18 protein-coding genes, 4 tRNA genes and 1 pseudogene are annotated in these 24422 nt (G+C 38.2%); 16 read left to right on the top strand and 7 right to left on the bottom strand.

The genetic code is table 11. From position 1 onward, the window contains the following. Positions 1 to 3: 3 nt before the first annotated feature. The 10 genes from J5F42_RS06155 (at position 4) to J5F42_RS06110 (ending at position 9213) form a co-directional block, all read left to right on the top strand. Positions 4 to 594, top strand: a complete 591-nt coding sequence (locus J5F42_RS06155) for a DUF3972 domain-containing protein (protein ID WP_033588022.1) — start codon at positions 4 to 6, stop codon at positions 592 to 594. 104 nt (positions 595 to 698) lie between these two features. Further along, positions 699 to 3089 carry a molybdopterin guanine dinucleotide-containing S/N-oxide reductase gene (locus J5F42_RS06150; protein ID WP_097699415.1) on the top strand — a complete coding sequence of 797 codons (2391 nt, stop codon included), beginning with the start codon at positions 699 to 701 and terminating at the stop codon, positions 3087 to 3089. A 161-nt stretch (positions 3090 to 3250) separates the two neighbouring features. Then, the gene (locus J5F42_RS06145) at positions 3251 to 3739 is read left to right on the top strand and encodes a hypothetical protein (RefSeq protein WP_097556136.1); all 489 of its coding nucleotides are present in this window, start codon (positions 3251 to 3253) and stop codon (positions 3737 to 3739) included. A gap of 10 nt (positions 3740 to 3749) precedes the next feature. After that, positions 3750 to 5276 (top strand): glutamine-hydrolyzing GMP synthase, encoded by a 1527-nt coding sequence (gene guaA / locus J5F42_RS06140; protein WP_283491239.1) that lies wholly within the window; start codon positions 3750 to 3752, stop codon positions 5274 to 5276. 85 nt (positions 5277 to 5361) lie between these two features. Beyond that, positions 5362 to 6111 carry an HpaA2 protein gene (gene hpaA2 / locus J5F42_RS06135; RefSeq protein WP_283491238.1) on the top strand — a complete coding sequence of 250 codons (750 nt, stop codon included), beginning with the start codon at positions 5362 to 5364 and terminating at the stop codon, positions 6109 to 6111. Positions 6112 to 6295: 184 nt separating this feature from the next. After that, positions 6296 to 6373, top strand: a tRNA-Pro gene (locus J5F42_RS06130). Positions 6374 to 6440: 67 nt separating this feature from the next. Further along, positions 6441 to 6517 (top strand) — tRNA-His (locus J5F42_RS06125). Positions 6518 to 6576: 59 nt separating this feature from the next. After that, positions 6577 to 6653 (top strand) — tRNA-Arg (locus J5F42_RS06120). 22 nt (positions 6654 to 6675) lie between these two features. Further along, a tRNA-Arg gene (locus J5F42_RS06115) sits at positions 6676 to 6752 on the top strand. A gap of 589 nt (positions 6753 to 7341) precedes the next feature. Further along, a complete protein-coding gene (locus J5F42_RS06110; RefSeq protein ID WP_283491237.1) occupies positions 7342 to 9213 on the top strand; it encodes a mechanosensitive ion channel family protein in 1872 nt (623 codons plus the stop codon). Between the two features lie 9 nt (positions 9214 to 9222). Here J5F42_RS06110 and cfaS read toward each other — a convergent pair whose 3' ends face one another. Further along, the gene (gene cfaS / locus J5F42_RS06105) at positions 9223 to 10392 is read right to left on the bottom strand and encodes a cyclopropane fatty acid synthase (protein WP_000623800.1); all 1170 of its coding nucleotides are present in this window, start codon (positions 10390 to 10392) and stop codon (positions 9223 to 9225) included. Positions 10393 to 10560: 168 nt separating this feature from the next. Here cfaS and metG point away from each other — a divergent pair, with 168 nt between their 5' ends. The 6 genes from metG to speA are packed head-to-tail and all read left to right on the top strand — an operon-like array spanning position 10561 to position 17779. Then, complete coding sequence (gene metG / locus J5F42_RS06100; RefSeq protein WP_283491236.1) at positions 10561 to 12504, top strand: methionine--tRNA ligase; 1944 nt, start codon at positions 10561 to 10563, stop codon at positions 12502 to 12504. After that, positions 12505 to 13512, top strand: a complete 1008-nt coding sequence (locus tag J5F42_RS06095) for a ferrochelatase (protein WP_283491235.1) — start codon at positions 12505 to 12507, stop codon at positions 13510 to 13512. It abuts the gene before it with no gap. Positions 13513 to 13515: 3 nt separating this feature from the next. Then, positions 13516 to 14301, top strand: coding sequence for a tRNA 5-methoxyuridine(34)/uridine 5-oxyacetic acid(34) synthase CmoB (gene cmoB, locus J5F42_RS06090; protein WP_283491234.1), 786 nt, complete (start codon positions 13516 to 13518; stop codon positions 14299 to 14301). Between the two features lie 14 nt (positions 14302 to 14315). Next, positions 14316 to 14744, top strand: coding sequence for a hotdog domain-containing protein (locus J5F42_RS06085; protein WP_180452698.1), 429 nt, complete (start codon positions 14316 to 14318; stop codon positions 14742 to 14744). A 4-nt stretch (positions 14745 to 14748) separates the two neighbouring features. Next, on the top strand, positions 14749 to 15918 hold the full coding sequence (locus J5F42_RS06080) for a glycosyltransferase family 4 protein (protein ID WP_283491233.1): 1170 nt from the start codon (positions 14749 to 14751) through the stop codon (positions 15916 to 15918). Between the two features lie 13 nt (positions 15919 to 15931). Further along, on the top strand, positions 15932 to 17779 hold the full coding sequence (speA, locus tag J5F42_RS06075; RefSeq protein WP_001158589.1) for an arginine decarboxylase: 1848 nt from the start codon (positions 15932 to 15934) through the stop codon (positions 17777 to 17779). A gap of 73 nt (positions 17780 to 17852) precedes the next feature. Here the strand turns inward: speA and J5F42_RS06070 are convergent, their stop codons facing one another. From J5F42_RS06070 to J5F42_RS06045, 6 genes and pseudogenes are all read right to left on the bottom strand, one after another. Continuing rightward, entirely contained in the window at positions 17853 to 18047 is a 195-nt protein-coding gene (locus J5F42_RS06070; RefSeq protein ID WP_001114660.1) for a type II toxin-antitoxin system HicA family toxin, read from the bottom strand. Continuing rightward, complete coding sequence (locus tag J5F42_RS06065; RefSeq protein WP_000906664.1) at positions 18040 to 18258, bottom strand: type II toxin-antitoxin system HicB family antitoxin; 219 nt, start codon at positions 18256 to 18258, stop codon at positions 18040 to 18042. Before J5F42_RS06065 ends, J5F42_RS06070 begins: the two co-directional genes overlap by 8 nt. A 145-nt stretch (positions 18259 to 18403) precedes the next feature. Further along, the gene (locus tag J5F42_RS06060) at positions 18404 to 19303 is read right to left on the bottom strand and encodes a hypothetical protein (RefSeq protein WP_283491232.1); all 900 of its coding nucleotides are present in this window, start codon (positions 19301 to 19303) and stop codon (positions 18404 to 18406) included. A 109-nt stretch (positions 19304 to 19412) separates the two neighbouring features. Then, positions 19413 to 21279: pseudogene (locus tag J5F42_RS06055) on the bottom strand (hypothetical protein). A gap of 44 nt (positions 21280 to 21323) precedes the next feature. Further along, a complete protein-coding gene (locus tag J5F42_RS06050) occupies positions 21324 to 22577 on the bottom strand; it encodes a single-stranded-DNA-specific exonuclease RecJ (RefSeq protein WP_283491231.1) in 1254 nt (417 codons plus the stop codon). Between the two features lie 41 nt (positions 22578 to 22618). Further along, entirely contained in the window at positions 22619 to 24352 is a 1734-nt protein-coding gene (locus tag J5F42_RS06045; RefSeq protein WP_283491230.1) for a DUF262 domain-containing protein, read from the bottom strand. Between the last annotated feature and the right edge of the window lie 70 nt (positions 24353 to 24422).

The following is a 24422-nucleotide window of genomic DNA, read 5'->3' as shown; positions in this document are numbered from 1 at the left end:
AATTTGGATATTTTAGATTTGAATAAAGCGCAAGCGACACAACAAAATGAGCAAGAAGTAGAGGATAAAGAAAAAGAGTCTAAAGAGCCGGTGGTTTTAGAAGATTTGAGCGCTTTAGCATGGCTTGAATTAGAAGAGTTTAGCCGCCTTTCAGGGCTTCCTAAAGAAAGGATTTTGGAATTAGTGAATCTTGGTAAGATTAAAAGTAAAATAAGCCACAACAAGCTTTTAATTGATGCGAGTAGCGGGACAAACGCTCTAATCAAAAAGGTAGAAAATAATTTGATTTCTATGGATATGAACGGGCGTTCTTTAGAGCCTGTGTTTGTGGAAAAGACCATTAACACGATTTTGAATTTGCATGATAAAGTCATTAGCGCTAAAGACGAAACGATTTCAGCCTTTAAAAATGAAAACATGTTTTTAAAAGACGCTTTAATCTCTATGCAAGAAGTCTATGAAGAAGATAAAAAAACCATTGATCTTTTGCGAGACGAACTCAATCAAGCGAGAGAAGAAATTGAATTTATGAAGAGGAAATACCGCTTGATGTGGGGGAAAGTCGCTGACATGAGCAGCGTGAATAAAAAGTAGTTTTAAATTAACACCCGGGCTTTGAGGGCTTATTAGCGGTAATTTATGTGAATATATGTTAGAATTTGGGGTATTTTAACAGAATGCAAGCTTGAAGGAGAACCATGTCTATTTCACGCAGAAGTATCCTAACAAAAATCCCAATCGCGCTAGCGAGCGTTAATTGTTTAAAAGCTGTTGGTGTTTTTGAAAAAGTAGAATCCATTCCGCATGCAACGCATTTTGGCCCCTTTATCGCAAAGGTTCAAAATGGAGTGATTAAAGATATTGTCCCTCAAAAGAGCGATTATAACCCTACCATGATGTTAAAAGCGATGGTTGATAGGGTGTATTCAGATAGTAGGGTGAAGTATCCTTGCGTGCGCAAGAGTTTCTTAGAAAACAAAAAAAACCACAAAGAATTGCGCGGGAGAGAAGAGTTTGTGCGCGTGAGTTGGGATGTGGCGTTGGATTTAGCGGCTAAAAAGCTTAAAGAAATCCCTAAAGAAAACATTTATAATGCCAGTTATGGTGGTTGGGGGCATGCGGGCAGCTTGCATCGTTGCCATCATTTAACATGGCGTTTTTTTAACACGACTTTAGGGGGGGCTATTGGCACTGATGGGGAATATAGTAATGGCGCGGCCGCAAGAATAAACCCTATGATTGTAGGGGATATGGAAGTTTATTCGCAACAAACCACGCATGAAGAGATGATTAAAAATTGTAAGGTGTATGTCATGTGGGGGGCGGATTTGTTCAAGTGCAACCGCATTGATTATTTTGTGCCAAACCATGTCAATGATGGCTACTACCCTAAGTATAAAAGAGCTGGTATCAAATTCATTAGTATCGATCCCATTTATACCGAAACCGCTCAAGCCTTTAGCGCTGAATGGATACCCATTCGCCCTAATACTGATGTAGCGTTAATGCTAGGCATGATGCATTATCTTTATACGAGCAATCAATACGATAAAGCGTTTATCGCTAAATACACTGATGGCTTTGATAAGTTCTTACCCTATTTGCTAGGAGAGAGCGATAATGCGCCTAAGACTTTGGAGTGGGCGTCTCAAATCACTGGAGTGAGCGCAGAAAAAATCAAAGAATTAGCGGATTTGTTTGTTTCTAAACGCACTTTTTTAGCGGGTAATTGGGCCATGCAAAGAGCTCAGTATGGCGAGCAACCTGATTGGGCGTTAATTGTTTTAGCCAGCATGATTGGTCAAGTGGGCTTATCTGGTGGGGGCTTTGGCTTTTCTATGCATTATGGAGGAAACGCTCAAGCAAGCTCAGGGGCAAGAATTGTTCCGATGATTTCACAAGGGCATAATTCTGTAAAAAGCGTTATTCCAGCATCTAGAATTTCTGAAGCAATTTTAAATCCGGATAAAGAAATTGATTTTATGGGTAAAAAACTCAAATTACCTAAAATCAAAATGATCTACAATTGCGGGACGGATTTGTTAGGGCATGAAGCTGATACAAACGAGCTGATTCGCACTTTAAGGACCTTAGATTGCGTGATCGTGCATGAGCCTTGGTGGACGCCTACAGCGAAATTTGCTGATATTGTCTTTGCTTCCACTAGCACTATGGAAAGAGATGATATTACTTTTGGAGGGAGTTATTCTAAGAATGTGGTTTATGCCATGCGTAAGGTGGTAGAGCCTGTTTATGAATCTAAAGACGATTATGAGATTTTCAGGCAACTTGCCTTGCGCATTGGGGGCAATGAAACAGAGCAGCGATTTACTGAATCTAAGAGTTACATGGAATGGATTAAGGGCCTTTATGAAAAAAGCGATGGCCCTACTTTGAAATCGTTTGATCAGTTTTGGAGGGATGGCTTTGTGGAGTTTGAAATTCCTGAAAATGCGAGAAAGTTTGTGCGTCATGCGAAATTCAGGCAAGATCCTATTAACAATAAGCTGGATACAGAGAGCGGGAAAATTCAAATTTTTTCTCAAAAATGCGCGGATTTTAAACTGGCCGATTTTAAAGGGCATCCTACTTGGTTTGAGCCAGCTGAGTGGCTAGGCTCTAAAATGGCTGAGATTTACCCATTCCATTTAATCTCTCCGCACCCAAAATACCGTGTCAATTCACAGCTTGATAACACTTGGGTTAGAAATGTGTATAAAATTCAAGGCAGAGAGCCTGTAATGATCAACGAACTAGACGCTAATAAATTAGGCATTAGGCATGGTGAAATTGTAGAAGTGTTTAACGCTAGGGGGAGGTTGTTAGCAGGGGCGTTTGTAACTAAGAATATCCGTCAAGGGGTTTTGAGTATCCAAAAAGGGGCGTGGTATGACCCAGAAGATGAGAGAGTCAGAAACCCACGATGCAATGCAGGGCATGTGAATACGCTCACTTCTTTACGCTCCACAAGCAGCATGACACAAGCCATTTCAGCCAATACCGCCTTAGTTAATATCAGAAGACTTAGAAGGTATGAACTGGTCAAGCCCTATCATTCCATTTCAACACCAAGCATTATTGGGGCTTAAAAAGAGTGAACATGCTAGCATGAGGGTGTTTTAGAAAGACTTGAGAGCTAAAGACTTGAGCGCTAGCCAAGCTAAAGCGTAATTCTCAATTTTTATATTATAATACCCAATCAATGCGTTTAATTTCTGTTTTCAATATTGACGCTTATTAAGGATAAAAGATGAATATTTTTCAAACGAGTTTGAAATGTTGCGTGGGGTTGGTTTTGTCTGTGGGGGTCTTATTAGGGGACTCCAAAGCTTTTAAGGTTAGGGTGGATAAAAGTTTAACCCCGCCCTTTTTGAATGTGCTTTCATTAGCTTTTAAACAAGACATGAAAAAAGAGATCATTTTTGTGATTACCAAAAGCAACAAATTGAGTAAAAAAGTGCTTTGTGATTTTGACGCTTTTTTATTGCCCGAGGCTTTGATGAGAGATATGCCTAAAAAAGCGCTATTCAATAAAGAGTTTTTATTCCAATCTAAAGAAAGTAAGACGCTTTATGCGTTTTCGCTGATTGATTCTCAATATTGCTCAAAAGGTGGAAATTACAGACACGAATTAGAAAGATTAGAGCGCTGGTTTGTGCAAAAAGTGCCCGCATTGGCTGAAAGCTATAGGGTGAATTACAAGAATCAATACAATAAAACACAGACCCCACAAAAATAAAGAATGAGCGATGATTTTAGTATTAGATTTTGGGAGCCAATACACACAGCTGATTGCTAGAAGATTGAGAGAGAGCGGGATTTATGCAGAAATAGTCCCTTTTTTTGAAAGCATAGAAAACATTCAAAAAAAAGCCCCTAAAGGTTTGGTTTTGAGTGGGGGGCCAGCGAGCGTGTATGCTAAAGACGCTTACAAGCCTAGTGAAAAAATCTTTGATTTGGATTTGCCGATTTTAGGGATTTGCTACGGTATGCAGTATTTGGTGGATTTTTTTGGGGGGGTAGTGGCTTGCGCGAACGAGCAAGAATTTGGTAAGGCTGTTTTAGAGATCATTCAAGATTCTGTGATTTTTGAAGGCGTGAAAATTAAAAGCCTTGTGTGGATGAGCCATATGGATAAAGTCATAGAATTGCCTAAAGGCTTCACTACCCTTGCAAAAAGCCCTAATTCCCCCCATTGCGCGATTGAAAGCGCTAAGATTTTTGGCTTGCAATTCCACCCAGAAGTCATTCAAAGCGAAGAAGGGGGTAAGATTTTAGAAAATTTTGCCCTTTTGGTTTGCGGCTGTGAAAAAACTTGGGGGATGCAGCATTTCGCTCAAAAAGAAATGGCGCGCTTGAAAGAAAAAATTGCTAACGCTAAGGTTTTGTGCGCGGTGAGTGGGGGCGTGGATTCTACGGTGGTCGCTACGCTATTATACAGAGCCATTAAGGATAATTTGATCGCTGTTTTTGTAGATCATGGCTTGTTGCGTAAAAATGAAAAAGAAAAAGTTCAAGCGATGTTTAAAGACTTGCAAATCCCTTTAAACACGATAGACGCTAAAGAAATCTTTTTGTCTAAATTAAAGGGCGTGAGCGAGCCTGAATTGAAACGAAAAATCATCGGCGAAACCTTTATTGAAGTGTTTGAAAAAGAAGCCAAGAAGCACCATTTAAAAGGCAAAATTGAGTTTTTAGCCCAAGGCACTTTATACCCTGATGTGATTGAATCCGTGAGCGTTAAAGGGCCTTCAAAAGTGATCAAAACCCACCATAATGTGGGCGGACTGCCTGAATGGATGGACTTTAAACTCATAGAGCCTTTAAGGGAATTGTTTAAAGATGAGGTCCGTTTGTTGGGTAAGGAATTGGGCATTAGCCAGGATTTTTTAATGCACCACCCCTTTCCAGGGCCTGGGCTTGCGATAAGGATTTTAGGCGAAGTCAGCGAGAGTAAGATCAGATGCTTGCAAGAAGCGGATTTTATTTTTATAGAAGAGCTTAAAAAGGCGGATCTGTATGACAAGGTTTGGCAAGCTTTTTGCGTGCTGTTGAATGTCAATTCTGTGGGGGTTATGGGGGATAATCGCACTTATGAGAACGCTATTTGTTTAAGGGCAGTAAATGCGAGCGATGGCATGACAGCGAGCTTTTCATTTTTGGAGCATTCTTTTTTAGAAAAGGTTTCTAATCGTATCACTAATGAAGTGAGCGGTATCAATAGGGTGGTGTATGATATTACCTCTAAACCACCAGGAACGATTGAATGGGAATGATTATCCGTAAAAATAGAGATAAAAAGTGGGATTTTTTGGGTAAGATTAGAAATTGATTTTAAAGAAAAAGAAAGAAAGGAATTTAATGAAAAAAGGTAGTTTAGCGGTAGTTTTAGGATCGTTATTAGTGAGTGGGGCGTTTTATACGGCTTTGGCTGATGGAATGCCTGCAAAGCAACAGCACAATAATACGGGCGAGTCCGTGGAGTTGCATTTCCACTATCCTATTAAAGGCAAGCAAGAGCCTAAAAATAACCATTTAGTTGTCTTAATTGATCCTAAGATAGAGGCCAATAAAGTTATCCCTGAAAATTATCAAAAAGAGTTTGAGAAGTCTTTATTCCTCCAATTGAGCAGTTTTTTAGAGAGGAAAGGCTATAGCGTTTCGCAATTTAAAGATGTTAGCGAAATCCCTCAAGACATCAAAGAAAAAGCGTTGCTTGTTTTACGCATGGATGGGAATGTGGCTATCTTAGAAGATATTGTAGAAGAGAGCGATGCGCTTAGCGAAGAAAGAGTTATAGACATGTCTTCAGGGTATTTGAACTTGAATTTTGTTGAGCCAAAAAGTGAAGATATTATCCATAGTTTTGGTATTGATGTTTCAAAGATTAAGGCTGTGATTGAAAGGGTGGAATTGCGGCGCACCAATTCTGGAGGTTTTGTCCCCAAAACTTTTGTGCATAAGATTAAGGAAACCGACCGTGACCAAGCCATTAGAAAAATCATGAATCAAGCCTATCACAAAGTGATGGTGAATATCACCAAAGAGTTAAGCAAAAAACACATGGAACATTATGAAAAAGTTTCTAGTGAAATGAAAAAACGAAAGTAGTTTTTAAGAAACGAAAGGCTTAAAAATCCTTTAGAGCTGTTTTTAAAAAAATAGCTTTTTAAAAGGGTGGGGGAGTTGGATTAGTATCATTTTTGAGTGCCACTTTTGATTTTAGTGGCATTTTTGAAAAATTACGCTCAAAAATCAAAAAATTCAGCTATAATAACGCTTCATGTGGAAATTTCGGGGCGTAGCGCAGTCTGGTTAGCGCACTTGGTTTGGGACCAAGGGGTCGAAGGTTCGAATCCTTTCGCCCCGACCACTTTTTTGCGTAGTTTATTGTTCTGTTTAAGATTCTTTGGTAGAATATCGCTTCCTTTCGTTGAATGGTGGGAGTAGCTCAGTCGGTTAGAGCATCAGATTGTGGTCCTGAGGGTCGTGGGTTCGATTCCCATCTTCCACCCCATCTCATAAAGTAAGCGTTTTACCGAGTTTATGTTAGTCATTCCTTTATTTGAATTGTAAGCGTTCGTAGCTCAATTGGATAGAGCACCAGACTTCGGATCTGGGGGTTAGGGGTTCGACTCCCTTCGGGCGTACCACCTAACATTAATACCATTCAATGCGCTTGTAGCTCAGCTGGATAGAGCAACAGCCTTCTAAGCCGTAGGTCGCAGGTTCGAGTCCTGCCAAGCGCACCACTTTTGACATTCTTTAAAGAGGAGTTATGGATTCTTTAGAGTGGGGATTACTCATTTTCTTAATTCTTGTTTTTCTTATAGGTATAGGATACTACATCTTTATGGTTTTTTCTTCTAAAGATTGATCATCAAAATAGCCCAATGACAAGTGGTAGGGTTGGAAATCTCTAAAACATAGATCTTATATGAAAACATTCAATAAAAGCGAAAAACATAAAAAGTGAAACATGTAAGAATAAAAGACATGCACATTATCCGTGACTTTATCGCACCGAACAGGGAAAGCTTTTTGACTACGGCCTATGCGAAATCCTACTATAAAAATATTAAAAATATTAAATAAAGCAAGATTTGTTAAAAATTAAGGCTCTGCTTTAATTGTAAAATGTAAAAATACTCCAAGCATCGCATCAAGTAATATAGCGATCTGAAAAGAGGCTCACAATTGGGATAAAGCCCGCTTTTTAGGGCTAAATAAAAAGCGTTTTCAAATTGCATGGGTAACTTTATGGGGCGAAGCGTTTCTAATTTTTGGTATAATCGCTAGAAATTGTGAGAAAGATTTTATCTTGTTTGAGTGGGGTTTTGCATGCGTTTATTATTGTGGTGGGTATTGGTATTATCGCTCTTTTTAAATCCTTTGAGAGCGGTTGAAGAGCATGAAACAGATGCGGTGGATTTGTTTTTGATTTTCAATCAAATCAACCAGCTCAATCAAGTCATTGAAACTTACAAAAAAAACCCTGAAAGAAGTGCTGAAATCTCTCTGTATAACACCCAAAAGAATGACTTGATTAAAAGTTTGACTTCTAAAGTGTTGAATGAAAGGGATAAGATCGGGATTGATATCAATCAAAATTTAAAAGAGCAGGAAAAAATCAAAAAGCGTTTGTCTAAAAGCATTAAGGGCGATGATTTCTACACTTTCATGAAAGATAGATTGTCTTTAGATATTTTGTTGATAGATGAAATTTTGTATCGTTTTATAGATAAAATCAGGAGCAGTATTGATATTTTTAGCGAACAAAAAGACGTGGAAAGTATCAGCGATGCTTTTCTTTTGCGTTTAGGGCAATTCAAACTCTACACTTTCCCTAAAAATTTAGGCAATGTCAAAATGCATGAATTAGAGCAGATGTTTAGCGATTATGAATTGCGTTTGAACACTTATACCGAAGTCTTGCGTTACATCAAAAACCACCCTAAAGAAGTGCTTCCTAAAAACTTGATCATGGAAGTGAATATGGATTTTGTGTTAAACAAAATCAGTAAGGTTTTGCCTTTCACAACCCATAGCTTGCAAGTGAGTAAGATCGTGCTGGCTTTGATGATTTTAGCCTTATTGCTGGGTTTAAGGAAGTTGATCACTTGGCTTTTAGCCTTATTGTTAGATCGTATTTTTGAAATCATGCAGCGCAATAAAAAAATGCATGTCAATGTGCAAAGCAGCATTGTTTCGCCGGTTTCTGTCTTTTTAGCGTTATTTAGTTGCGATGTGGCTTTGGACATTTTCTACTACCCTAACGCATCGCCTCCTAAAGTTTCTATGTGGGTGGGCGCGGTGTATATCATGCTTTTAGCATGGTTAGTGATAGCGCTTTTTAAAGGCTATGGGGAAGCGTTGGTTACCAACATGGCTACCAAAAGCACGCACAATTTTAGAAAAGAAGTGATCAACTTGATCTTAAAAGTCGTGTATTTTTTGATCTTCATTGTCACGCTTTTAGGGGTTTTGAAGCAACTAGGATTTAACGTTTCAGCCATCATCGCTTCTTTAGGGATTGGGGGGTTAGCGGTGGCTTTGGCGGTTAAAGATGTGTTGGCGAATTTTTTTGCTTCGGTCATTTTATTGTTAGACAATTCGTTTTCTCAAGGGGATTGGATCGTGTGCGGTGAAGTGGAGGGAACGGTGGTGGAAATGGGGCTAAGGCGCACCACGATCAGGGCTTTTGATAACGCTCTTTTATCCGTGCCTAATTCAGAATTAGCCGGAAAACCCATCAGGAATTGGAGCCGGCGTAAAGTAGGAAGGCGTATTAAAATGGAAATAGGCTTAACCTATAGCTCTAGCCAAAGTGCTTTACAGCTTTGCGTGAAAGACATTAAAGAAATGCTAGAAAACCACCCTAAAATCGCCAATGGAGCCGATAGCGCTTTGCAAAGTGCGAGCGATTACCGCTACATGTTTAAAAAAGATATTGTTTCTATTGACGATTTTTTAGGGTATAAAAACAATCTGTTTGTCTTTTTAGACCAGTTTGCGGACAGCTCTATTAATATTTTAGTGTATTGCTTTTCTAAAACAGTGGTTTGGGAAGAGTGGCTAGAAGTCAAAGAAGACGTGATGCTAAAAATCATGGGGATTGTAGAAAAGCACCATTTGAGTTTTGCTTTCCCATCACAGAGTTTGTATGTGGAGAGTTTGCCAGAAGTTAGCCTGAAAGAAGGGGCTAAAATCTAAAACTTGCAATTACTGGTAGATGTATTCTTTGGTTAAGGGGAAAGTGTTATCCACGCTGTTGGTTAAAAGCAATTGGAATAAATCCGCGCTCCCCACCCTGAAAGCGGACGCGCAAGTCCTTAAATACAGATCCCACATGCGGATAAATCTTTCGTCATAGCCGAGTCTTTTCACTTGGTCTAGATTGTGGTTGAAGTTGTCTCGCCAAATGTCTAAAGTCTTAGCGTAATGGATGCGTAAGCTTTCAGCCATGAGCAAGTGGAAGTCGCATTCGCTCATCACGCTCATCACTTCCCTTAAAGAGGGCAAGTAGCCACCCGGGAAGATGTATTTATCCACCCATGCATTAGTCTTGCCTTCAAAACAGCATAAAATGGAGTGGAGCAAAAACATCCCGCCCGTTTTCAACACTTCTTTAACTTTTTTGAAATAAAAGGGCAAATTATCCTTACCCACATGCTCAAACATGCCCACGCTCACCACCTTATCAAAGCGGTATAAGCGCCCGTCTAAATCCTGGTAATTCAATAATTTGATCGTTACTTTATCCTCTAACCCTAACTCTTGGACTCGTTTGTTAGCCTGTTTGTATTGCTCGCTAGAAATGGTGATCCCCATCACTTCCGCCCCGTATTCTTGTGCAGCTTTTACAGAGAGATAGCCCCAACCACAGCCTATATCCAGCAGTTTTTCGCCAGGCTTTAGGTGGAGCTTTTTTAAAGTGTGATCTAATTTTTGGAGCTGGGCGGCATGGAGGGTGTCATCGTCTTTTTTGAAATACGCGCATGAATAGCTTAAGGTTTCATCTAACCAGATAGAATAAAAGTCATTCCCTAGATCGTAATGTTTAGAAATGTTGGAGCTTTCTTTGATGGGTTTTTGGATAGCTTTAGCGTTATCATGTTTGTGCAAATGCTCATAATTGGTTTGCAAATACAAAGAATGCATCACCTCATCCATAGAGCCTTCAATATCAATCACGCCGTCCATATAAGCTTCAGCGATCGTTAAAGACATGTCTTTTTTAATATCGCTAAATTTTAGGGGGCGATGGATTTTAAGGGTGAATTTAGGCGAATGTTCGCCATTCCTATAAACGCTATTGTCCCAAAAAACGACCTGATAATCGCCGTTTTTCCACTGCTTGAACATGCTTTTGAGCAAAAATTTTGAAATCATCTGTCTATTCCTTGAACTCTTTTTCAATTTTTTGAGCGTTAATTATAATGAATTTTAAGCTAAAAACACCCCACAAATAAGCATAAATTCAACCTCTATTCTCTAAATTTTTAAAAGCATGTTAAAATTAAGAGATTTAAACAAATTTAAGGTAACACGATTATAAAGATGCAAAAATCACTGATCACAACCCCCATTTATTATGTGAATGACATCCCTCATATTGGCCATGCCTATACGACTTTGATTGCGGATACTTTAAAGAAATATTACACGCTTCAAGGCGAAGAAGTCTTTTTTTTAACCGGCACCGATGAGCATGGGCAAAAGATCGAACAAAGTGCGAGATTGAGAAATCAAAGCCCTAAAGCTTACGCCGATAGCATTAGCACGATTTTTAAAAACCAGTGGGATTTTTTCAATTTAGATTATGATGGTTTTATCCGCACCACAGACAGCGAGCATCAAAAATGCGTGCAAAACGCCTTTGAAATCATGTTTGAAAAAGGGGATATTTATAAAGGCACTTATAGCGGGTATTATTGCGTGAGCTGTGAGAGTTATTGCGCGATTTCTAAAGCGGACAATACGAACGATAAAGTTCTATGCCCTGATTGCTTGAGAGAGACCACGCTTTTAGAAGAAGAGAGCTATTTTTTCAAATTGAGTGCGTATGAAAAGCCTTTATTGGAGTTTTACGCTAAAAATCCTGAAGCGATTTTGCCTATTTATCGTAAAAATGAGGTAACTTCTTTTATTGAGCAGGGTTTATTGGATCTGTCTATCACGCGCACGAGCTTTGAATGGGGCATTCCTTTGCCTAAAAAAATGAACGATCCTAAACATGTGGTGTATGTTTGGTTGGACGCTTTATTGAATTATGCGAGCGCGTTAGGGTATTTGAATGATTTAGACAATAAAATGGCGCATTTTGAATGCGCTAGGCATATTGTGGGTAAGGATATTTTACGCTTCCATGCCATTTATTGGCCGGCTTTTTTGATGAGTTTGAATCTGCCCTTATTCAAACAGCTTTGCGTGCATGGGTGGTGGACGATAGAGGGCGTGAAAATGAGTAAGAGCTTGGGTAATGTTTTAGACGCTCAAAAGCTCGCTATGGAGTATGGGATTGAAGAATTACGTTATTTTTTATTGCGTGAAGTGCCTTTTGGGCAAGATGGGGATTTTTCTAAAAAAGCGTTAACAGAAAGGATCAACGCGAATTTGAATAACGATTTGGGGAATTTGTTGAATCGTTTGCTAGGCATGGCTAAAAAATATTTCAATTATTCTCTAAAAAGCGCCAAAATCACCGCATATTATCCTAAAGAGCTAGAAAAAGCGCATCAAATTTTAGATAACGCTAATTCTTTCGTGCCTAAAATGCAGTTGCATAAAGCTTTAGAGGAATTGTTTAATATTTATGATTTTTTAAATAAACTCATCGCTAAAGAAGAGCCATGGGTTTTGCACAAAAATAACGAATCAGAAAAACTAGAAGCCTTATTGAGTTTGATCGCAAACGCGCTGTTGCAATCAAGCTTTTTGCTCTATGCGTTCATGCCAAAGAGCGCGGCTAAATTAGCGAGCGCTTTCAATACAGAAATCACGCCCGATAATTACGAACGCTTTTTTAAAGCTAAAAAATTACAAGATATGATTTTACAAGACACCGAGCCTTTATTTTCCAAAATTGAGAAAATTGAAAAGATTGAAAAAGGGGAGGAAGCCCTAGCAGAAAAAGCAGAAAAAAAAGAAAAAGAAAAAGCCCCACCAACACAAGAAAACTATATTAGTATTGAGGATTTCAAAAAAGTAGAGATTAAAGTGGGGCTTATCAAAGAAGCTCAAAGGATTGAAAAATCCAATAAATTACTGCGCTTAAAAGTGGATTTAGGCGAAAATCGTTTGAGGCAGATCATCTCAGGGATCGCTTTGGATTATGAGCCTGAAAGTTTGGTGGGGCAAATGGTGTGCGTGGTGGCCAATTTAAAACCTGCAAAGCTTATGGGCGAAATGAGTGAGGGCATGATTTTAGCGGTGCGAGATAGCGATAATCTAGCCTTAATCAGCCCTACCAAAGAGAAAATTGCAGGAAGTTTGATCAGCTAAATGCGATTAGGGGTGAATGAAGCCGTAGAATTGAGTTTGGGTGAATTGCAAAACACGCCCTCAATCAGCTATTTCAATTCTATCGTTTTGTCTTTAAACAAAGTCCAAAAAGGCTCTTTATTTGTAGCCAAAGATCACACGCTCATTCCTAAAGCTTTAGAGTTAGGGGCTTATGGGATTTTATACACAGGAGAATATCCTTTAAGCGATAGGGATGTGGCATGGATCAAGCTTAAAGATATAGAGCATTCTTTGAATCATTTGTTTAAATTTTGTTTGTTGAATGAGCGCGTGGTTGGAGTGCTGTTAAGCCCCATAGAATTAGAGATCGCTTCTAAAATCATGGTGAGCAATTTTGTGTGGTGCTTGAAAGAGAGCCTTGAAGATTTATTCATTATAGAGGGGTGTAAAATAGCCTTTTTTGATAAATTGGAGTGGCTCCATTTGTTTTATAAGCAAGAGCGCTTGAAAGAAGATCTAAAAGAAAGCCGTTTAATGATTCTCAACCAATCGTTTTTTTGCAGCGCTTTAGTCTATGAAAAACAAGAGTATGAATTAAAAATGCCATGCGTCTTTTTAGAGCCTTTAAAAAGGGTCATTCAATTGTGCGAAAAATTAAAGATTGAATTTGATTTGAATCTTTTAAGCAAGAAAGAACCTGCTTTAGATCATTGCAAACCCTTTTTTGTGAATAAAAATTTAGAAATAGCCCCTTATGGCACAACGGCAAGGGTGGTTGTTGCTGAGACTTCAAAAGAATTGTTTGAAATGATGCTTCAAAAAGCCCTTGAGACTTTGTCGTGGGGGAAAATTGTCGTGTTTTGTCGTAAAAACAGCGCGGCTTTCTTTGAAAAAAATAACCCTTATTGTTACACCACTCATAACAACCTTAAAGAGCAATTAAAAAACTTAGCGTTTAATTTCGCTTTTATTTATGGGATTAGCTCCCATCATTTAGAATCCCTTTTAAACCCCCCCCTTTTTAAAAAAACCCCCACGCTATGGTAAGTCATGCTCATTTGTAACGATAAATTCAATCCAAAAACCCTTTTAGAAGAAATCATGGCGTTAAGGCCATGGCGTAAAGGCCCTTTTGAAATTTCTCAAATTAAGATTGATAGCGAATGGGATAGCTCTATTAAATGGGATCTAATCAAAAACGCCACTCCCTTAAAAGACAAAATAGTGGCTGATGTGGGTTGCAATAACGGCTATTACTTGTTTAAGATACTAGAATATAAACCTAAAAGTTTGGTGGGGTTTGATCCGGGCGTTTTAGTCAAAAAACAATTTGAATTTTTAGCCCCCTTTTTTGATAAAGAAAAAAAAATCATTTACGAGTCTTTGGGGGTAGAGGATCTGCATGAAAAATACCCTAACGCTTTTGATGTCATTTTTTGCTTAGGGGTGCTATACCACAGAAAAAGCCCGCTAGAAGCTTTAAAAGCCTTATATCATGCTTTAAAGATAAAAGGGGAGTTGGTGCTGGATACGCTCATTATTGATTCGCCCCTAGACATCGCCCTTTGCCCTAAAAAAACTTATGCTAAAATGAAAAATGTTTATTTTATCCCTAGCGTTAGCGCGCTAAAAGGGTGGTGCGAAAGGGTAGGGTTTGAAAATTTTGAGATTATTAGCGTTTTAAAGACCACGCCTAAAGAACAGCGTAAAACGGATTTTATTTTGGGGCAGAGTTTGGAAGATTTTTTGGATAAAACGGATCACTCTAAAACTTTAGAGGGGTATGACGCTCCTTTGAGAGGGTATTTTAAGATGCTTAAACCAAGCAAGCTTTAATAAAGGATTAAATAGTGCAAGAATTAGTCGTTCGTGTGGATTATGACTCTTTAGAGACTTGTAAGAATTTCAAACCAAGCGTTGGCACTGAACTGGTCGTTTTAGAAAAAGATATAGCCCATGCGCGTTTCAAGGGTAATGAAAGCATGGTGTATGAAGAAAATTTTGTGCATGCCGGGTTTGTGCTTATTGCGTGCAATTATGCGGCCTTGTGCGCGTTGAATAAAAGGCACAGCGTGGTGGTTTCTAATAACATCAATTTTTACGCCCCCCTAGAATTGAATCAAGAAGCGCTCATTAAAGCGCAAGTCATTCAAGATGGCGTGAAAAAAGCTGAAATAAAAATAGAGGCGTTTGTGTTAGACATTCAGGTTTTAGAGGGAATGATAGAAATCGTTGTGTTTGATAAAAAGCCTTTTAAATTCAATTTTAAAGAAGAGTAGTTAAATGGTTATTGTTTTAGTCGTGGATAGCTTTAAAGACACCAGTAATGGCACTTCTATGACAGCGTTTCGTTTTTTTGAAGCGCTGAAAAAAAGAGGGCATGTGATGAGAGTGGTCGCCCCTCATGTGGATAATTTAGGGAGTGAAGAAGAAGGGTATTACAACCTTAAAGAGCGCTATATCCCCCTAGTTACAGAAATTTCACACAAACAACACATTCTTTTTGCTAAACCGGATAAAAAAATTTTAAGGAAGGCTTTTAAGGGAGCGGATATGATCCATACTTACTTGCCTTTTTTGCTAGAAAAAACAGCCGTAAAAATCGCGCGAGAAATGCAAGTGCCTTATATTGGCTCTTTCCATTTACAGCCAGAGCATATTTCTTATAACATGAAATTGGGGCAATTTTCTTGGTTTAACATGATGCTTTTTTCGTGGTTTAAATCTTCGCATTACCGCTATATCCACCATATCCATTGCCCATCAAAATTCATTGTAGAAGAATTAGAAAAATACAACTATGGAGGGAAAAAATACGCTATTTCTAACGGCTTTGATCCCATGTTTAGATTTGAACACCCGCAAAAAAGCCTTTTTGACACCACGCCCTTTAAAATCGCTATGGTAGGGCGCTATTCTAATGAAAAAAATCAAAGCGTTCTCATTAAGGCGGTTGCTTTAAGCCGATACAAACAAGACATTGTATTATTACTCAAAGGCAAGGGGCCTGATGAGAAAAAAATCAAACTTCTAGCCCAGAAACTAGGCGTAAAAACGGAATTTGGGTTTGTCAATTCTAATGAATTGTTAGAGATTTTAAAAACTTGCACCCTTTATGTGCACACAGCCAATGTGGAAAGCGAAGCGATTGCATGTTTAGAAGCCATTAGCGTGGGGATTGTGCCTGTTATCGCTAATAGCCCTTTAAGCGCGACCAGGCAATTCGCGCTAGATGAACGATCGTTATTTGAGCCTAATAACGCTAAAGATTTGAGCGCTAAAATAGACTGGTGGTTAGAAAACAAGCTTGAAAGAGAAAGAATGCAAAACGAATACGCTAAAAGCGCTTTAAACTACACTTTAGAAAATTCAGTCATTCAAATTGAAAAGGTTTATGAAGAAGCGATCAAAGATTTTAAAAACAACCCCAACCTCTTTAAAACCTTATCGTAATAAAGGATAAAAAATGCAAGAAGTCCATGATTATGGGATTAATTTTTGGAGCAATAACGAATTTAAGATAGAAAAAGGCTTGGTTAAAGTTTGTCATGGCAAAAACCCCTCGCTTTTAGAAATCGTTCAAAGCGTGCGCGATAAGGGCTATAGAGGGCCTTTGTTGGTGCGATTCCCCCATTTGGTACAAAAACAAATCAAAAGCTTGTTTGATGCGTTTTCTTCAGCGATTAAAGAGTATCAATACAGCGGGGCTTTTAAGGCGGTTTTCCCTTTAAAGGTCAATCAAATGCCCTCGTTTGTTTTCCCTTTAGTGCAGGGGGCTAAGGGCTTGGATTATGGTTTAGAAGCCGGGAGTAAATCCGAACTCATCATTGCGATGAGTTACACTAACCCTAAAGCCCCTATCACCGTGAATGGCTTTAAAGACAAAGAAATGATTGAGCTTGGCTTTATCGCTAAAAGCATGCAGCATGAGATCACTTTAACGATTGAGGGTTTGAATGAATTAAAAACCATTATCGCCGTGGCTAAACAAAACGATTTTGTAGCATGCCCTAAAATTGGCATTCGTATCCGTTTGCACAGCGCTGGCACTGGCGTTTGGGCAAAGAGCGGGGGGATCAATTCTAAATTCGGCCTTAGCAGCACGGAAGTTTTAGAAGCGATGCGCCTTTTAGAAGAAAACGACTTACTAGAGCATTTCCACATGATACATTTCCACATAGGCTCTCAAATCAGCGATATTTCGCCCTTAAAAAAGGCCTTAAGAGAAGCGGGAAACTTGTATGCAGAATTGCGTAAAATGGGCGCTAAAAATCTCAATAGCGTGAATATTGGAGGGGGGTTAGCCGTAGAATACACCCAACACAAACACCACCAAGATAAAAACTACACTTTAGAGGAATTCAGTGCTGATGTGGTGTTTTTATTGAGGGAAATTGTGAAAAATAAGCAAGAAATAGAGCCGGACATTTTCATTGAATCAGGCCGTTATATTTCCGCTAACCATGCCGTTTTAGTGGCTCCGGTGTTAGAATTGTTTTCGCATGAATACAATGAAAAATCCCTAAAAATCAAAGAAAGTAATAACCCCCCCTTGATTGATGAAATGCTAGACTTGCTCGCTAATATCAATGAAAAAAACGCCATTGAATACTTGCATGATAGTTTTGATCACACCGAGTCGTTATTCACGCTTTTTGATTTGGGCTATATTGATTTGATTGACAGGAGCAATACTGAAGTTTTAGCCCATTTGATCGTCAAAAAAGCGGTGCAGTTGCTTTATGTTAAGGATCATAACGATATTTTACGCATTCAAGAGCAGGTCCAAGAGCGCTATTTATTGAATTGCTCGTTTTTCCAAAGCTTGCCGGATTATTGGGGCTTGAGACAGAATTTCCCGGTCATGCCCTTGAATAAATTAGATGAAAAGCCCACCAGGAGCGCGAGCTTGTGGGATATTACTTGCGATAGCGATGGGGAAATCGCTTTTGATTCCACGAAGCCCTTGTTTTTGCACGATATAGATATAGATGAAGAAGAATACTTTTTAGCGTTCTTTTTAGTGGGAGCGTATCAAGAAGTTTTAGGCATGAAACACAATTTATTCACGCACCCTACGGAATTTAGCGTGGTTTTTGATGAAAAAGGCGATTATGAAGTGGAAGATATTTGCGAAGCCCAAACGATTTTAGATGTGTTAGACGATTTGGACTATGACACTAAAGAGATCGAGCGCCTTTTAAAGCAAAAAATTGAAGACAACAACCAACTGGACATGGAAGAAAAGAAAGAAATCATGGGGCGCTTGTATGTCATGCTGAGCGAAAACGGGTATTTGCGCACGATTTCTTAAACGCAAAAACCCACTAAAAACGCTTTTTGTTGGGTTTTTATATTGTTTAAGATCTTTAAGACTTCTTTAGATTTCATTTAAGGATATTTTCCATGATTTCTTTCACTATTTTAGGGTGCAAGATTTCGCCAGAATGAAAAGGCAAAACCTGCCTGATTTTATCTTTCACATAAATTCTATGGCTGCCTTTTTGCCTAGAGAAAACAAATCCATTCTGCAATAATAGCTTCTCCGCTTCTTTAGCTGTGAGTCGTGGCAATTCAGGCAAAAGCTATCTCAATGGGTGCTATTACAGAATTTTTCTTAGAAAGAAAAGCTAACTCATCGGCTTCTAAATCTCCCAAATAAAGCTCTATGGCTTCTTTAATATTTCTTAGGGCTTCTTCATAACTTTTCCCCTGTGATACACAGCCTTTTAGAAAGGGGACAAAAGCAAAATACCCATTCTCATCTTTTTCTATGACAGCGTTTATAAGCATGGCACTACCTTTGATTAAATTTCTTATGATTATACACATAATATATTTTAAACAAAATTAAATGGACAGATTAGAGAGGGAATGAAAAAAGAAAAAATAAAAGAATAAAAGAAAAGATTAAAAAAAAGGAGACCCCCTAGGGGGGTTATTCTTTTAACTCCGCCTCCTCTTTATCTAAATTTGCTAAATGCTCATCAACCTCTTTAGCAGTCGCTAGTCCAATATTATTAAAAATGTCTTTTAGCAAATTTTCAGTAAGACCTGCGCATGTTAAATCATATTTATTGATACCGCCATCACAGAGCAATTGAGCGATAAACAACGCCTCATTTTTGTTTTTAGGTAAAGTCATAGCCCAAAAACCATCAGGGGAAAAGTCGTTAAGTTCTTTTTCAAACTCCTTATTACCCTCCGCATACTCTTTAATCACGCCACAGAATAAAGTCGTTCCAACTCTATCCAAATTATCAAGTGTCGTAAGCTCGCATTTTTCCTCATCTCGGTTATCAATCATAGCACGCCACTCCGCATCGCTATGTCGGTTTAGCCCTTTCGCATAATGGAGAGCGGTTATAATGATAGCGGACGCTTGATTACCACTCCCCTCAAAAAACATCGGAGATAATAACGAACCGAGCCTACTTTTTCTCTCGCTTAAAGTATAATCCTCCGCAATAATCTCAAAGCTAGTCTTATCATCGGTAGTCTTAAATCCAAAAGCGAGTTTAAACCTATCCTCTTTTTCTTTAGAAGTAGAAGTCCTGTCCTTAACACTCGCACCACTCGTAACGATTTTAACGCCTTTCAACAAATCCTCTCCGCTTTTTTCAGCGTGATTTTTCGCAACTTCATTCAAAGGCACTTCCTTAAACCATTTTAAAAACTTATCGCTATTGAAAAAGTATGTGGCTTCGTTGCCTTTTTGGCTCCTTAAGGTTACACGATTAAACCCAATGCTAATGACTTTAGCCTCCACCACTTTGTTATTGATTGTGGCTTTGACTGACGCGCCTAGTTTTAACTCATTTTCGTTTTGAAAACCCATAAAATACTCCTTGGTAAAAATTTGTTTTAAATTCCGCTATAATCGGTCGTTCAATGTTTTTTGGTAGTTTTTATCTTTTTGGCATGGCTTGTTCCTCCTTGTGGTGGTTTTAATTTTGCTTAAAGTTTTCATGTCTATTGCCTTTAAGATCGTTTTTGAAGGCGGTAAGCGCCATTAAAAATACAGCCAGTCAATATTTCTTCAATTTGCAATAATTCCGCATTTTTTAGCGCTTCCCTAGGCGTTTCAATGATCAGTTTAGCTTGTGTTAATCGCACACACTCTAACGCTCGCTCTCTAGATTCAAAACTCCCCAATTTCCCAATATGGTTGAGGAACTGCTCGCTCATAGGCCTATCCATGTCAATCACAAGATCAAAGGTAACATAAAGCGACTGAACGCTCAAAGAATCCCCAATAATAAAGGTAAAATCAAGCGTGTCATCAAGCGTATTGTGTTGGATATTGTCTATTAGCGCGTAGTTAAGCTCTAATTTTTCTACTTGCTTTATCGCTATTACGATGTCTTTAGAAAGAGAAGCGCTGATTTTTTCTAATTGTTTTAACAAGTCTTTAGGCGGGATAAAACCACGCTCTAAATCAGCGTCTATCACGCTTAAAATCGCTCTTTTATCCACTACCTTATCATGCTTTAAATCGTTAGCGATTTCGTTGATTTGAAGGTTTTGTTTATAGCTTTGTTTTGACGCTCTATTTTTTTCTCGCCATTCAATGACTTCCCTCTCTTCTTGTTCTATGTCTGCAACATCAAAGATTTTAGGAAAACCATAACGATTTTTTTTCGCTCTGATAAAACTTTTAACGCTATCTTCAAGATCCTTGCGAAAATCATCAAAATCATCGCTAGATTGTGGCATATAAAGCGCTTTTATTTGAGTCTTAACGATTTCATTAAACTCTATACCATTGTTTTTATCAGGGTGTTTTGAAAAGAATGCAGCTAGCTTGTTTTTAAGAGCGTTGAGAGATTGTTCTAATTGATTGGGCGTTGAGAATTTGATGTCTGAAAAGCTGTCTTGTGTCTTGTTAAAGTCCTTACCCGGTGAAGCGTTGATTAATTCTATAGGGCATTTGCTATCACAATAACAGATCGCTTGTTGGTTAAATATTTGCGCTAACACCAATAAATAGTCCCTTAAATTAAATATGATAGTAGGCTCATTTGCGAACACCAAAAAGCTTATTTCTTCATCGGGTAAAAAAGGATCTTGCGGGCTGTCTTTCAAAGAGTTAAGCGTTTGAACAAACCCTATAAAATCACGCTTACTCTCTAAATACGATTGCAGCTTTTTCGCTCTTTCTGTATTTTGCTTGGGGGTGTATCGGTATTTACTGACAAATTCCTTACTGGATATAAAGTCTTTCACGCTCGCCTTAGCGTTATTCTTAAAAAATCTGTCCATAAAATGCTTCCCCAATAAAAAACACAACCTCCTATAAAGGTAATTATTGCCTTTAAAGAAGTCCTTAATCAAAATGGGTTTATCCCAATCCACTTTAACAGATTTGTCCTGCCAATAGAGTAAGCGCGTTTTTAACTGAGCCAGTTTGTCAGCACTAGATTGAATGCAACCGCTTTTAGCTGCCACTATCAGTAATTTTTGCTCATTATGATTGAAATCCCTATAAAAAGCGTCTTTAAAGGGTTTAAAGGCTGAGATAGTCCCAAAGGGTAGTCCGCTTTTGATTTTCTCACACACCTTTTTAAGATCGCCGCTTCCAATCGTTTCGTTCTTAACAGCAGAAGCTTTCGTGTTAGAAACTTCAATGGCGCTGTTTTTAGTTTTAGAGGCTTTCTCCCTCCCAATGATCTCCTTAACGAATCTCTTCGCTCTATTTTGAGCCACTTTACTAGCCACAAAATCCTTTTCAAAATCTTGTAACAAATAGTAGTATCTGGTTGGATTCCCGCTCTCATCATTCAATAACAATAAAAAATCATAATCCAACAACATGTCAAGTCCTCTTTTTTAACATTCAGCCTTAGCGTTATTTGACTTTATAAGGCCTGTAAGCTTTTGATTACTTTTTCAAAATCCTCTTTTGCAAAGCTCAACCCAAAAGCTTCCTCATGCCCGCCAGCTTGTATTAGAGGAATGGTTTTAATCTGGCTTAAAAAAGTCCCATCACCCCTAGCGCTACCGCTATACCCGTCTTTATTGTCTCTATAGATACAAAGGGAATGATTGAAAGGGTATTTTTTTAAAAAGTTATTAGCCACTAAACCGCTGACACCCACTTTAATAGAGCAGCTTTCATCTAAAAGAGCCACTAATATTTTGTTACAAGAAAAAATTTGAGCGTTTTCTTCGCTTTCTTTCACTATTTTCTTTTTAATGTCGTTGTATCTTTTGAATTCCTTAACATTAAAGGCGCTTAAGCGCGGATCGCTTATGGGATTGAAATGCTTTAAAACCAGATAATGCAAATAGCTATCATAACAACCCTTAAACTCTCTAGCCCCGCTCAAACGGCTTAAAGCGTTGATATAATTGATGCAATTAAAGCCGTATAAGTTAGAAATTCCATCTAAATCGTCTTGGGCTAAAGAAAGATCTTTATCTTTGAAAAAGCATTCAATGCGGTCATGTTTAGCTTGTGCTAAATTCAAAACCATATCCAAATTATCCCCGTTATCCAAATCAATGCGATCGCTTAAAAGCGTGATAGCGATCAATTCTTCTTCTAAAGGAGTGGTTTGCGTTTGAAAGATTTGATTAAACACTAAAGCGCTTGTGAAAGCCCCGCTATAATAGTTAGCGTCTTTTTCATCATTCAGGTTAATGTAGGCGATTTTATTTCCATCAATCAAATCAACTTCAAAACTCTTATGGTGGTCTGTGATGATGCATTGTTCAAAACGCTCTAATAAGATTTCTTGCAATTGTGTATCAGCGGCCAAATCCGCCCCCAAATCAGCACTAAACAATAAGGGGTCTTTTTGAAATTGGTTTTTAATGCAATCTAGGCGGACTAATTGATTGGTTTTAGGGTTAAAGATACAAGGTTGAGACAATAAATCATTTAGGGATAAATCAGTGAAACCATAGCCATGCGCATTCCTTAAGGGGCTAAAGAAAAAGAAATCTTTAATACCCAATCTGTAACACATAGACATTAAAACGCTGCCAGCCAACATGCCATCACAATCATTATCTGTATAGAAAATAATGGGGCGGTGTTGTTTGGCTTCTTTTAAGAAGTCTTTAAAAATCCTTTTCTTTGACATCTTTAATAGCTCTTTTTTAGGCATTGATTATCCCCTTTGTTATTTTTATGCTTGATGATTTTCAATCATTCTAGATCAAAATCATCTTCATATCCCTCTTCTTGCCCTTCTATGTGTAAAACAGGCGTGATAATTTCATACAAAAAATCGTATCGCTTTTGGAGAGACTTCTCATCCCACTTCCTATAATCGCTATACAATTCTTTAGTGATGTCATAACAGCTAATCACTTTGCTTGGGTCTTTGCCGCCATAAATTTTTCTTTTTTCATCAAAATCCATGTTTAAGGCTTTTGCGTTCTTTTTACGCTTTAAAAGGGTTAAATTCGCGATATTATTCACCAATTCTTCTCTTTTTTCTTTGTTAAAATCCGCGTTCCATTGACTGCCTCTTTTGGGATTTTGGGGTAAAATATGTTCCACTTGGGTTTCGGCATCCATAGCGATAAAATGGGGTTTCTCTTCATCTGTCATAAAATAATTAGCTAGGGCTAAGACAGGGCGTAACCATTTGCTAGGATAAACAGAAGGGCTATCCCATAAGTTATAGCGGTATTGGTTAAAGGTGTTATAAGATTCTATGTTGTCCAGTATAAGCTCTTGAATGGTTTCAATGCCCTTATTGCTTTTAACATTTTTGATAATGTTGATACTGGTTTGCTTGATGCGCGTGATCGTGCCTCCTGCAATCCAAGTTTGGTAATAATAAGACACCAAAAGATTTTTCAAAGCGTCAAAATCAGGGTATTTGACATAAAGGGCGGTCGTTAAAATGCTGGCCCAATACCTAGAGGGAAGGTATCTTAATAAATAAATGTATCGGTCTTGTTTTTTTAACAAATCGGTATAAGATTTCATAAAAGCGCTCACATCATAAATGAACTCGCAAGCGTCTTTTTTGCTGTCTTTGAACACCTTTTTTAATCCCTTATCGGCTCTCTTTTTAGAAGAACTAGGATCAGCGTATTCTAAATACATGTTAAAAAAGTCTTCCAAATCAATATCTATGCCTTCAATGCTCTTGCAAGCTTCAACCAATTTGTCCCAAGTGGTTATAAAATCCTTACGCTTTTCACTATCTTGTTTGATTTCTTGCATCAAACTGGATTTTAAAATATCAATAGGGCTTAAGGGTTGGCCTCTGTCGTTTAACACTTGAAAGATTTGCATCGCGCTGTCTTGCTCAAAACAAATGATCCTGGTCACAACAATGTGTTCATAAAACCACTTGACAAAATCATCAATATCGCTTATTGAACCATTTTCCACGCTCTCATTCAATAGCTCTCTAAAATAATAAGCGTTACGCAAATAAGTGTTTTCATCAAACTTCTTATTCAATTCGCTCGTTTTAATGTTGTCTTCAAACTCTAAATTCTTTAACACCGTGTTTTCAAAAATGCTGTTGTAATTTTGAGCGGTTAAGAATTTCAGACGCTCTTTTTCTTTATCGTATTTATCATAAATACTCCCTTCAATAAAATCTTTAGATTTTTGCCCTAACCTGTGTTTATAAAGCCTTAAAATCGTGCAAGCCAAGATAATAAAACTCGTTAATCGCTGTTGGCCATCCACAACATCCCATCTGTTATCTTTTTGGTTTTCAGCGATCACAATAGAGCCGCAAAAATAATCATCTTCTTTATTGTTTGTGTAGCTCCCCACCAGATCATCAATCAAAGCCCCTAAATGATCTTTATCCCACACATAAGGGCGTTGGTAATCGGGAACTTGATAAAAATAATCATCATCCACTAAAATTTTATGGAGTTTTTTTAACTCTACATCTACTTTTGCCATCGTCTTCTCCTTGTATTGAATTTAACTCTGTAAGCCCCACTGATTTAAAAATGGGGCTTATGGAATCAAA

Source organism: Helicobacter pylori (assembly GCF_030062585.1).
In the GTDB taxonomy this organism is placed as follows: Bacteria; Campylobacterota; Campylobacteria; order Campylobacterales; family Helicobacteraceae; genus Helicobacter; species Helicobacter pylori_CN.
Note: the sequence above shows the minus strand (reverse complement) of the source record. Positions and strands in the feature narration are given on the sequence as shown.